Source organism: Providencia sp. PROV201, assembly GCF_028479545.1.
Lineage (GTDB): Bacteria > Pseudomonadota > Gammaproteobacteria > Enterobacterales > Enterobacteriaceae > Providencia > Providencia huaxiensis.
Genome location: NZ_JAMPNW010000002.1, coordinates 263,602 through 275,619 on the forward strand (window position 1 = coordinate 263,602; position 12,018 = coordinate 275,619).

The following is a 12,018-nucleotide window of genomic DNA, read 5'->3' on the forward strand; positions in this document are numbered from 1 at the left end:
ACTCACTTTTGTTGACCAACAATATTGGCCATCAAAAGATTTGTTAATTTTTTGGCGACAGCAGGTAATGCTCTACGCGTATTGTAGACTAACCAGACTTCAGATGAAGCATTAATATTTGTGAGTTTTAAGTATTTCACACCATCAATTTTCATACGTGTGAATGATTCTGTAATTACGGAAATTCCCATACCTGCGGCAACTAACCCCAAGATAGTCATTGCTTCCCCTGCTTCTTGAGAAATGGTCGGTACCACCCCCGCAGATGTTAACAATTGGTTTATTTCATCATATAACGCAGTACCGACATCACGTTCAAAGAAAATAAAAGGATAATCAGCAAGCTGTTGAATATCGACACCAACATCAATAAATTCTAACAATGGGTGCCCTTCATAGACAGCGACCATAAATGGCTCTTTAAATAATAGCTGGTAATCCAATTGCTCTGGTAACACCGTATTTCTCATAATGCCAAAATCAATTCGCCCCGTAATTAATGGTGCAATCTGTTGTTTCGTATTCATTTGGTGCATATGAATAGAAACCTCTGGGTATGTTTCCCGATATTGCCGTAAACTCATTGTGACCTTATGCATAAACGGCGTAGTTGAAGTAAATCCAATGGACAACTCCCCAAGTTCGCCTTTTTCCATGCGAGCCGCTTTTGTCGCAGCTGCATCGACTTGCGCTAAAATTTGATACGCTTCTTTTAAAAACATCGTGCCTGCTGGCGTTAAGGCAACATTTCGGTTATTCCTTTCTAACAGTTTTGCATTAATTTTCTCTTCAAGTATTTGTATTTGTTGGCTTAACGGGGGCTGTGAAATATGTAAACGTTCAGCAGCCTTGCCAAAATGGAGCTCTTCAGCGACAGCAATAAAGTACCGCAGGTGCCTAAGTTCTATACTCATCGTTTTCTCGATATTATTGATATGTTTAAAATATCATTGTTAATGATTAATATATTAGACAAAAAAATAGAAAGTTTCTATTCTTTGATCGAAATCAAACGTGTTGGTATGACAAGGAATATACATGGAACACTCACAGAATAGTCTTACATCTGAGCAACCTAACGAAGGAATAAGGGCACCCCAGCAAGGAAATACCACACCAAAAAAACATTACATACAAAGAGATGATGCGCTGTATTTACGTGTGACTTTATCTTTTTTTACGGTGGGTTTTGCCACATTTGCATTACTGTATTTTGTGCAGCCAATTTTGCCTATGCTGTCAGAGGATTTTAATATTTCCCCTGCCACTGCAAGCTTATCATTATCACTGAGTACTGGCTTGATGGCATTAGGTTTATTAATTACAGGGCCAATTTCAGATGCAATAGGTCGAAAAAATGTGATGGTGATTGCATTGACCTGTGCCGCATTATTTACGCTACTTAGTTCCGTCATGCAGAGTTGGCAAGGGATCTTAATTGCGAGAGCATTAGTTGGTTTGTCGCTAAGTGGTGTTGCCGCGGTTGCGATGACCTATTTAAGCGAAGAGATCCATCCAAGCTATGTTGCACTATCCATGGGCTTATATATTAGTGGTAATTCATTGGGTGGAATGAGCGGCCGTTTGGTGACGGGAGTGATCGCTGATTTTTATTCATGGCGTGTTGCCGTGGTGATTTTAGGTTCGTTAGCTTTGATCGCGGCTATTGGCTTTTGGCGCTTATTGCCCCCTTCTCAGCACTTCCGGGCGAGTTCTTTAAAACCTAAGAATCTGTGGGTTAATTTGCATCTACACTTTAGAGACAAAGGCTTACCTTTTCTATTTATTGAAGGCTTTGTTTTGATGGGGGGCTTTGTCACAATGTACAACTACATTGGATATCGCTTACTTGAAGCGCCTTACTCTTTTTCTCAGTCTACTGTCGGCTTGTTATCCGTTATTTATTTAACAGGGACTTACAGTGCGACTAAAACAGGAAGCCTAATTCACAAATATGGACTTGGACAAGTACTCATAGCGTCCATCAGTATGATGTTAGTTGGTATTTTAGTCACATTACATTCAAATGTTTGGTTAGTTTTACTTGGAATGACAATACTGACAACGGGTTTTTTTGCAGCACACTCTGTAGCTAGTAGCTGGGTGGGACGCAGAGCTAAACGAGCACGTGGCCAAGCGTCTTCCTTGTATTTATTTAGTTATTACGCAGGGTCAAGTATTGCAGGTACGGTTGGTGGCTTATTTTGGCAACACTTCGGTTGGAATGGAGTTGCTTTATTTATCGCTGGAATATTATTTATCGGCATTATCATTGCTTGCCGTTTGAAATCAATTTGTTATAACCAATAGGTTAGGAACTAATAAAGGTTAAGCTACCGCTCCTCCTCGTGATTAGTAGATGATGAAAATGTCTATTAATTACGAGGAAACTCAATGAAACCATTCTCACTAAAACTATTTTTATTTGCATCATTGCTCTTTTGTTGTAGTTCTTTTGTTTGGTCCCATGGCTATGTCGAATCCCCTGAAAGTCGCTCATATTACTGCAAACAAGGTATAAATACTCACTGTGGGCCAGTGCAATATGAGCCGCAATCGATTGAAGGCCAAAAAGGCTTCCCCCAATACGGCCCAGCTGATGGAAAAATTGCTAGCGCTGGTATTGGTGCTTTTTCTCCCTTAGACATACAAACTACGAACCGATGGAAACGGGTTATTTTAAATTCACCTAATGTTAAGTTTAAATGGCGCATCACGGCAAAACATAAAACGACAAAATGGGAATATTTCATAACTAAGCCTGACTGGCAGCCAAATGCCCTATTAGGGGTTGTGTGCCCATTTCATCGAAAAGTCCAAAGTTTGCTTGTAGCCCTTTGATATCAAGGACTACAGCCGATATATAGTTTAATAATATTAATAGACTATGCCGCTAAGCTTAACGACTCTTCTGAAATAAGAGGATCTAAATTCTCCAGTAATCTTTCCAGTACAATATTATCTTTTTTAAGGCCAAAGGTGTAATTACCGGCCAGCTGTATATGCTGCCATGCGACAGGTGATAACTCAGCTATCATATTCACCGCTTCTTGATTATTTTCACGCGCAAATTTTTCAATCAAACTGGATAATAATGCAGAATTATAATAAATAATGCAGTTAGCAATGATACGAGCACAATCATTCCATTGTTCTATCTGGTAATCATCGCCACCTCTGAATTGATTACCATTAATTGACGCAATTGCACGCCGTAATTGATGGTAAGCCTCACCCCGATTAAGTGCTTGTTGGACAAACTGCCTGAGCATTTTGTCATCAACATAATCGAGAACGTATAAACACTTAATTATTCGGTCATATTCACGAAGAGCCGCTAAGGTGCGATTGTTTTTCTTACTGTTAGAAAGCTTAGTAATCACCGTGCTTTGTGTCGTCGTTTTACGGCTTAATGAACAAATTATCCATTGAATATTTTCCCACTCTTCTTGAATGAGTGATAAGTTGAGCGATTTTTTAAGTTTCAGGGAAAGGATTTCATCATACTCGATCTCAAACAATTCATTAAAAACGTGTTTAAATTTTGCATATCGCGGGGCAAACTGATACCCAAAGAGATCAAGGATAGCAAAGTTTACATTGTTAACGCCATGCGTGTCTGTTGCTAATGTTTTGGGCTGAATATGGCTGGTATTATTATAGAGTAAATCGAATGCGTGGTGAGCCTCATATTCATTGGCTGAAATCACTTTCGTATTTATTGGTACATGATTTGAAACTAATGTGAGTGCTGATACGCCTTTCCCTTTTCGGAAATATTTAGCAGAAAAACGGGCTTTAAATGTATTGATTCGGCAACCATGTTTTTGGCCATCAATACTACCAAATGGGGCACTTTCGTTAATCGTATAATATTTGAAAATGGGGAGTTTTGCTAAAGCATCAGCTATCATATCATTAGCTTCACTCGTTGTTTCAGGCCTAATATAACCATCATTGACGGCTCTAAGCACACCGATGGCTCTATCTGATATTGATGACATATGATGAACACCATAGTTTGAGCCATTTCCAAATATGCAAGCGAGTAAATCGCCCTCTTTGGCCTTAGTGTTTTTCTTTTTTGATGCGATATTTTTAAATGCATCTAAGTAACCCGTTTTTTGATGAACATAGTCCATAATTTCAATGATCCCCATATGTTGGAGCTGGTTATATATGGGATTATCAATGTCATCTTTCCAGCGTTTATTCGCCAGTTTCCATGTTAACTGATTTGAACGCGGTTGAAGTGTCACGAAATCATTGGCTCCATCATGGATATTGCGACCAATTCGCTCCATTTGGTCTCTCAGTTTTTGCGTTAATTCCGAAAGCGTTTGTTGTATCGGTGTATTGAGCCGAGTTAATCCTGTTTTTTGAATGATGACATGGCTTTTTTTCCACTCGGTGGCTGAAATCAGATCATCGTCTAAACGCTTGTTGCTGGCGCTTTCATTGATGTAAATATTGTTACTCTCAATCATCCGAGCCACTTTTTGGTATAAATAGTATTCAAATCGTTGAGTATTAACCTGTTCATCTATCAGGATAAAAGGTTTATCGTTTTTTAACAGTAACCGCTGATCGACGGTAGAAATGTGCTTATCTTTTTGAAGTTCTGATTTTGCTGTTAATAATTGGGAAGATAGTAGTTGTAATCCTGGTTCGCACTCGATATCAATCGCGAGAAAGAGTGACCTCATTGTATTCGCAATTTTTCTGTATTGTGTATCAATGTATAGCCACTCATAATGGGTTTTATCAAAACTATTCTTATTAAGATGTTGACTTATTAACTGAATTTCATCTTTAGACATCATTGCAAATGCATTTTGGCGAATATCACCAAATTGCGTATTGTCACTGACGTTTTCATCAACAAAGAGGTGTAAAATATTACCCGCATGCATTAACTTTTCACGAATAATTTCCAGTTCTTCTGCAATGCGTAACTTAGCTAAAGCACTCGCAGCTTCCCTTTGCTTTCTCGTCACATATAAAAAAGCTGTTACCAATTTATCATTAGTTTCTTGGTAGCGAAAAAATAGATAACAAACCAGATATAACATGCCTTGCCATTCGGGAAATCGACGAATTTTATAAATCGATTGATGTTGAATAATCGATGCATAATAGCTTAAATTACCTAATGATAATCCCAATTCACCAACAAGACGTTTTACGTCGGGATAAACACTTTTTATGGCATTATGCGTTTCAATTTCACTTGCGAGCTCTGTCGGTGTAAAATCTTTAGCTGCGCCTTGTTGGCCAGATAGACTATTTAAAACCCCTTTTGTATGCAGTATCTTCTTTAATTTTTTATGTATTATTGGTGGCACGCTATTTGAAAGGATCAACTCGGTACGATGCCTCTCATTAGCTAAAACCGTGGTGATCATATTTTGCAAAGTGGAATAACCCACTAATCCAATTCTGTTTTGACCTAAAAAAGCGAGGCATTCATCAAAAATATATTTGGGGTATGTACAGATTGTTGCGACATCACCCAAACGCTCTATCAAGGCTTGTTTATCTTGTCTTAATAACCGCGAAAAACCCAGTATTTCATGCATTTTAGCGATCAATGTTGCTCGAGTACTTTTAGCAATAAAGGGGTATTTCGGCTTTCTATTTGGAAAATGTGTCGCATAAATATAGTCGACATCTTGTTTAACCTCTCGTAGTTTAAATTGAGCGACAACAGGCTTCGCGCGAAAATAACCAATCAGAAGAATTAAATATATTTTCGTTTCAATTTTTCCCATTTTAGTGAGGATTTTTTTTATACTCGGATCTAATGAAAAATATTCTTCACGCTCAATTTGATTAAATATTGGACGAGAATAGAGCTCATGAATCTCCTGTTCTGTCAAAATTTGAATACGGCCTGATTTAATCTCTTTCATTGTGGTTATGTTCTATCCTCTAAAAATAAACAACATCATATAATGGACGCGCGCGTAATCGATATAAAAGTGCAATTTAAGTCTACCTTAACTACACTAGGTAAACTCTAGTGTAATAAGTATAAAAAATAGATGTATAATGCACTACTATAACAACACCAATGTATAGTGCACCGATGAAGACAAATATACGAATTTATGGATATCTACGTGCTTCTACGCATGAACAGGATGCGTCAAGAGCAAAAAATGAACTGTTGAAATTTGCTGAAGGAATGGGGCTACAAATTGCCTGCTGGTTTGAAGAAAATGAGTCAGGCGCTCAGCTTCACAGACCTGAACTCTTTCGCTTACTCAATGTGGCCATGCCCGGTGATATTATTTTAGTTGAACAGGTAGATAGAATTAGCCGCTTGAATGCCGATGACTGGGAAAAATTAAAATATCTCATTGGACACAAAGGGTTAAAGGTCGTTTCTTTAGACCTCCCAACCAGTTACCAGTTTATGAGTCGCACCGATGAATTTACAGAACGAATGCTTGCTGCCCTTAACAGTATGATGTTAGACATGCTGGCAGCGGTTGCAAGAAAGGATTACGAAGATAGACGGCGTCGTCAAGCGCAAGGAGTGCAAAAAGCCAAACAAGAAGGGAAGTATAAAGGCCGTCCGATCAACAAAATATTACACCAAAAAATTGAAGGCCTTCTGATGGAGAAAAAAAGCTATAGCCAAATAGAAAACCTGATAGGTTGTTCGCGGCATACTATTTCGAAAGTATCAAAATCGATGAAAATAGCGCAATAAATGTCCCTCTATTCGTTTATCAAGTTTATGTTACTCAACAATGAGTCATACCGCGTGGAATGACATGAGAGAGATATTTAAGTATAAACAAGTGATTGGATACTTTTTAATTAAATAACTTATATTTATCACAATAAACCGAGCTTCATGACAATCATGAGCACGCATTAAAAGGGAGATTGAATGTCATTATCACCACAAAAGTCTCAAACGTGGGGGAAGATAAATCCGCCCGTTTTCTTTGTTTCCGCTTTTATTATTATATGTGTCGTTGCAATAGCCGCTATTTTTCCTCAACGTTCTGAAATTTTGCTCAAAGCTCTACAGGCACAACTTTTTGAGAATGCCAGCTGGTTTTATATTCTGGCTGTTGCCTTAATTTTATTGACTGTCGCCTATTTAGGCCTCTCTCGATTTGGTGAAATTAAATTGGGTCCTGACCATTCCCAGCCCCAATTCAGTTATCTTTCCTGGTTTGCTATGTTGTTTTCTGCTGGAATGGGAATTGGGCTTATGTTTTTTGGGGTCGCAGAACCCGTGATGCATTATCTTGCTCCTCCCATTGGAGACCCACAGACAGTTCAAGCTGCAAGAGAAGCGATGGAAATTACGTTTTTCCATTGGGGACTACATGCTTGGGCGATTTATGCGATTGTCGCCTTAATTCTCGCTTTTTTTAGTTATCGACATGGCTTACCGCTCACCTTACGTTCAGCACTTTACCCGATCATTGGTGAACGGATTTATGGACCTATTGGTCATGCTGTCGATATTTTTGCTGTTGTCGGCACCGTTTTCGGGGTGGCGACATCATTAGGCTTTGGTGTTTTGCAAGTGAATGCAGGATTAGCACACCTCTTTGGTTTTCCCGTTAGTCCAACGATGCAAGTGATTTTGATTGTGGTGATCACGGGATTAGCCACGTTATCGGTGGTCAGTGGTTTAGATAAAGGGATACGAATTCTCTCTGAGATCAATCTCAGTTTAGCCGGATTGTTACTGCTATTGATTGGGATTTTAGGCCCGACCGTATTGTTACTCAAATCTTTTGTCCAAAATACAGGCGCTTATCTTTCAGATATTATCAATAAAACCTTCAATCTTTATGCTTATGAACCGCAATCCAGTGAATGGTTGGGGGGATGGACATTATTGTATTGGGGATGGTGGCTTTCATGGTCGCCTTTTGTCGGGATGTTTATCGCCAGAATTTCTCGAGGGCGTACCATTCGCGAGTTTGTCACTGGCGTTCTGTTTGTCCCTGCCGGGTTTACGCTACTTTGGATGACTTTTTTTGGCAATAGTGCCATCCATCTGATCCGCGATAATGGGGCAGAAATGTTGGCGCAAGTGGTTCAAAAAGACGTTGCTCTCGCTTTATTTGAATTTTTAAATTACTTTCCGTTTTCATCTGCCCTTTCTTTTGTCGCGATGCTGATGGTCATTGTTTTTTTTGTGACATCCGCGGATTCCGGTGCGATGGTTGTCGATACGTTAGCCTCCGGTGGTGAAATTCACACGCCAGTATGGCAACGTATTTTTTGGGCCTTTTTGATGGGGGCCGTTGCAATCACACTTTTACTGGCCGGAGGATTAACGGCATTACAAACCATGACAATTGCTACCGCGCTACCCTTTGCGATTATTTTATTGACTGCTATCGTCGGATTGCTAAAAGCCTTACGTATTGATGTTTACAAAAAAGACAGTCAACAGCTTGCCACTTTAGCACCGAATACAGGACGTGGGGGGTTATCATGGGAGCGTCGATTACGTAAAATAGCCTTCTTCCCTAAACGTAATCAGGTTAAACGTTTCATGACAGAAGTGATTGAGCCCGCTATGCAATCTGTCATCACTGAGTTGGAAAAGCAGAGCACAGAGGCCGCTATCCATAATAAGGACGATAGGGTGACTCTGGAAGTGCAATTTGGTGAGAGTCTCAATTTTCTCTATGAAATACGATTACGGGACTACCTGACGCCGTCTTTTGCATTAGTGGGGATGGATGATGATGAAAATAATGAACCTCAGAAATATTACCGCGCTGAAGTCTATTTAAAGGAAGGTGGGCAGGACTACGATATTATGGGATGGAGTGAAGCGCAGATTATTCATGATATCCTCGATCAATATGAAAAACACATTCACTTTATTCATATTGTGGATAAATCGTAGCCACTTATTATGATAGAGAGGTGACGAAAGTGAGTCACCTCTCTTGGTAATAATGACAATAGACGAAAAAACTAACGAATGATGAGTAATGACACGGGCGTTTTATGTATCATCTCTGTCGTATGACTTCCGGTAAAAAATTGCTTCACTCGCGAATGACCAAAAGCCCCCATGATGATCAAATCAATATGGTGTTGTACTGCAAAGTTACACAATTCATCAACGATGCTATCGGCACCCTCAAGTAAATTGGCTTTCACCTTAATGTCGGCTTGATGAAGTCGGTTTTGTGCTTTTTTGAGTTGACTGTCTTGGTTACCGTGCATTACCAGATAGCAATCACTACCGGCTAATAATTTCACTTGTGTTAACCGATGAATGACGCGTTCACCTTCCTCACTTCCATCAAACGCAATCATCATCTTTTTTGGTGGGGTAAAATTTTGCTTACAGATAAGCACTGAGTTTTTTTGAAGACGAATAATGCCTTCGAGTTGACGGCCAATATGCCCCGTTAATTCAGATTGCTCGCCTCGACGACCGAGTACAACAATATGCGTATCATCTTGATTTAGCACTTCGGCTAAAGCTCCTTGCCGCTGAAGTGTATTAACATCAAGAAGACCTAAATCTTGAGTGATTTCTTTTGCACTCATCAATAATTGTCGGCCTTCCTCACGGGTTAAACGCGCCCGCTTTTCCTCAATATCCACGAGTTCATTCAATAAAGTTTCTCGGGTATCAAATCCAATGACCCCACTTAAATCATGGTGTGCTGATGTCGAGATTTTTTCATTCATGTGTAACAGTGTCAGCGGAAGTTTGAGTGTTTGAGCTATCCAAGTACTTGCGTGACAAACGGCAATCGCCGAGGGCGAACGGTCAATACACCCAATTACGCAAGTTTTTTGAATGATATCTGCTGTCATAATTAATGACCTCCCATGAATTTTTCAATTTTTTCCGGGTCGTCATGAATACCAAACTTATCAACCAACGTTGCAGTGGCTTCATTCATCCCCTTAATTTCAATATCAATGCCTTCACGTCGAAACTTAATCACCACTTTATCTAACGCGCTGACGGAAGTGATATCCCAAAAATGAGCATGATTCACATCAATAATCGCTTTATCAATGTCTTCTTTAAAATCAAAGACATTAACAAAGCGTTCCGATGTGGCAAAGAAAATTTGTCCCCGAACTTCATAATGACGTACCTTTCTGTCTAGTCTTGATGTAACTGTCATGTATCTCGCGACTTTATTGGCAAAATTAAGCGCTGCGATGAGCACCCCGACAAGTACCCCGTAAGCCAGATTATGGGTCCAAACGACAACAATGACGGTGGCTATCATAACGATGCTGGTCGATAGCGGATGGACTCGTATATCGGCAAGGGATTGCCAAGAAAAGGTCCCAATTGACACCATAATCATCACAGCAACTAACGCCGCCATAGGGATTTTTGATACCCAATCATTAAGAAAAACCACCATTAGTAATAAAACAACACCCGCAACCAGTGTCGATAATCGACCTCGGCCACCCGATTTTATATTGATAATGGATTGACCGATCATCGCACATCCTGCCATCCCGCCAATAAATGCAGTGGCTATATTGGCAATGCCTTGCCCTTTACATTCTCGATTTTTATCACTGGTTGTATCCGTCAAATCATCCACAATCGTTGCAGTCATCATTGATTCCAATAAGCCAACAACAGCAAGCGCTAATGAGTAGGGTAATATGATAAGTAGCGTTTCAATATTCAAGGGAATATCGGGCAAAAGAAAGATAGGCAAACTGTCAGGCAGAACGCCCATATCACCAACCGTTCGGATATCAAGACCAAGCCATATTGAAATTATCGTTAATACAACAATACACACTAATGGAGACGGAATGGTTTTATTGACTAATGGAAACAGATAGATAATCCCTAAGCCTGCCGCGGTCATTGCATAAACATGCCAACTCACATTGGTTAATTCAGGGAGTTGCGCTAAAAAAATCAAGATAGCCAGCGCATTAACAAATCCCGTTACCACCGAACGTGAAACAAATCGCATTAAATTACCGAGCTTTAAATATCCTGCGATAACTTGAAATATCCCGGTTAATACCGTCGCAGCTAATAGGTACTGAAGGCCATGTTCTTTCACCAGAACGACCATTAAAAGTGCCATTGCACCAGTTGCCGATGAAATCATGCCGGGGCGCCCCCCGATAAAAGCGATAATTACCGCAATAGAAAATGCGGCGTATAACCCAACTTTGGGGTCGACGCCTGCAATAATTGAAAATGCGATGGCTTCAGGAATTAACGCTAAAGCAACAACAATACCGGCTAGGACATCCCCACGGATGTTACCCAGCCAGTCCTGACGAGAGGAGGACAAAAGCATATTAGACTACCTTGTAATCTATCAATCCCAAGATGGGAGAGTATATTTTAAATAAACGAAATTATCCCAAAGAAGGGATGTGGAAATTGGCTGATTTAGTATCAACCTAAAAGGAAGGGGGTATCTCAGGGTGGAGTAAGGCGCATAATATGATCAGCTGTTCCTATGAATAGTATATTTTTTTAAAATACCAATATCAACGACCTTAAGCAAGTACCGGATTAACATGAGCGTACTGATGCCATACATCGGTACGCTCATCATGATAAATATCGTCAGTGATTTACTTTACTCTAATGCCTTGTTTATCAACAATAACCTCACCATCTTCTTTGATAAATTCACGTTGTTGCGGATGAGGTAATATATCCAATACGACTTCTGAAGGTCGGCAAAGTTTAGTTCCTATTGGCGTAACAACAATGGGTCTATTAATCAGTATTGGGTACTGCAACATAAAATCAATCAGTTGGTCATCGGTATAAATATCATTTTCTAAAGCTAATTGTTCATACGGTTCAACATTTTTTCGTAGTAACGCCCTTACCGTGATATTCATATCAGCAATAAGTTGTACTAACATATCTTTAGTCGGCGGTGTTTCTAAATAATAAATAATCGTTGGCTCAACGCCGCTATTGCGGATCATAGCAAGCGTATTGCGTGAAGTGCCACAATTTGGATTGTGATAAATGGTAATTTCATTCATTCG

The 12,018-nt window shown here is 39.7% G+C and carries 9 protein-coding genes; 4 read left to right on the forward strand and 5 right to left on the reverse strand.

The genetic code is table 11. The annotated features are described in order from the left end of the window. Window positions 1-2 precede the first annotated feature (2 nt). On the reverse strand, window positions 3-914 hold the full coding sequence (locus PR809_RS03165; protein ID WP_102138592.1) for a LysR family transcriptional regulator: 912 nt from the start codon (window positions 912-914) through the stop codon (window positions 3-5). Window positions 915-1,038: 124 nt separating this feature from the next. On the opposite strand from PR809_RS03165, the gene PR809_RS03170 reads away from it, so the two are divergent. Both PR809_RS03170 and PR809_RS03175 read left to right on the forward strand, forming a co-directional pair. Then, entirely contained in the window at window positions 1,039-2,310 is a 1,272-nt protein-coding gene (locus PR809_RS03170) for an MFS transporter (RefSeq protein WP_195698718.1), read from the forward strand. Between the two features lie 84 nt (window positions 2,311-2,394). Next, window positions 2,395-2,841 carry a lytic polysaccharide monooxygenase gene (locus tag PR809_RS03175; RefSeq protein WP_272524439.1) on the forward strand — a complete coding sequence of 149 codons (447 nt, stop codon included), beginning with the start codon at window positions 2,395-2,397 and terminating at the stop codon, window positions 2,839-2,841. 44 nt (window positions 2,842-2,885) lie between these two features. Here the strand turns inward: PR809_RS03175 and PR809_RS03180 are convergent, their stop codons facing one another. Further along, window positions 2,886-5,912, reverse strand: a complete 3,027-nt coding sequence (locus PR809_RS03180) for a Tn3 family transposase (protein ID WP_042849110.1) — start codon at window positions 5,910-5,912, stop codon at window positions 2,886-2,888. A 176-nt stretch (window positions 5,913-6,088) separates the two neighbouring features. On the opposite strand from PR809_RS03180, the gene PR809_RS03185 reads away from it, so the two are divergent. Both PR809_RS03185 and PR809_RS03190 read left to right on the forward strand, forming a co-directional pair. Then, window positions 6,089-6,718, forward strand: a complete 630-nt coding sequence (locus PR809_RS03185) for a recombinase family protein (protein ID WP_172412315.1) — start codon at window positions 6,089-6,091, stop codon at window positions 6,716-6,718. Between the two features lie 183 nt (window positions 6,719-6,901). Next, window positions 6,902-8,896: a BCCT family transporter gene (locus PR809_RS03190; RefSeq protein WP_042849111.1), complete on the forward strand. Its 1,995-nt coding sequence runs from the start codon at window positions 6,902-6,904 to the stop codon at window positions 8,894-8,896. Between the two features lie 71 nt (window positions 8,897-8,967). Here PR809_RS03190 and PR809_RS03195 read toward each other — a convergent pair whose 3' ends face one another. From PR809_RS03195 to arsC, 3 genes are all read right to left on the reverse strand, one after another. Next, window positions 8,968-9,825: a universal stress protein gene (locus tag PR809_RS03195; RefSeq protein ID WP_052219461.1), complete on the reverse strand. Its 858-nt coding sequence runs from the start codon at window positions 9,823-9,825 to the stop codon at window positions 8,968-8,970. Between the two features lie 2 nt (window positions 9,826-9,827). Continuing rightward, window positions 9,828-11,306, reverse strand: coding sequence for a SulP family inorganic anion transporter (locus tag PR809_RS03200; RefSeq protein ID WP_042849112.1), 1,479 nt, complete (start codon window positions 11,304-11,306; stop codon window positions 9,828-9,830). A gap of 283 nt (window positions 11,307-11,589) precedes the next feature. After that, on the reverse strand, window positions 11,590-12,015 hold the full coding sequence (arsC, locus tag PR809_RS03205) for a glutaredoxin-dependent arsenate reductase (protein ID WP_042849113.1): 426 nt from the start codon (window positions 12,013-12,015) through the stop codon (window positions 11,590-11,592). Window positions 12,016-12,018: the final 3 nt, after the last annotated feature.

Bases quoted from the DNA above. Each gene is read 5' to 3' on its own strand.
- PR809_RS03165 (WP_102138592.1), bottom strand. From the start codon at position 914: ATGAGTATAGAACTTAGGCACCTGCGGTACTTTATTGCTGTCGCTGAA.
- PR809_RS03170 (WP_195698718.1), top strand. From the start codon at position 1,039: ATGGAACACTCACAGAATAGTCTTACATCTGAGCAACCTAACGAAGGA.
- PR809_RS03175 (WP_272524439.1), top strand. From the start codon at position 2,395: ATGAAACCATTCTCACTAAAACTATTTTTATTTGCATCATTGCTCTTT.
- PR809_RS03180 (WP_042849110.1), bottom strand. From the start codon at position 5,912: ATGAAAGAGATTAAATCAGGCCGTATTCAAATTTTGACAGAACAGGAG.
- PR809_RS03185 (WP_172412315.1), top strand. From the start codon at position 6,089: ATGAAGACAAATATACGAATTTATGGATATCTACGTGCTTCTACGCAT.
- PR809_RS03190 (WP_042849111.1), top strand. From the start codon at position 6,902: ATGTCATTATCACCACAAAAGTCTCAAACGTGGGGGAAGATAAATCCG.
- PR809_RS03195 (WP_052219461.1), bottom strand. From the start codon at position 9,825: ATGACAGCAGATATCATTCAAAAAACTTGCGTAATTGGGTGTATTGAC.
- PR809_RS03200 (WP_042849112.1), bottom strand. From the start codon at position 11,306: ATGCTTTTGTCCTCCTCTCGTCAGGACTGGCTGGGTAACATCCGTGGG.
- arsC (WP_042849113.1), bottom strand. From the start codon at position 12,015: ATGAATGAAATTACCATTTATCACAATCCAAATTGTGGCACTTCACGC.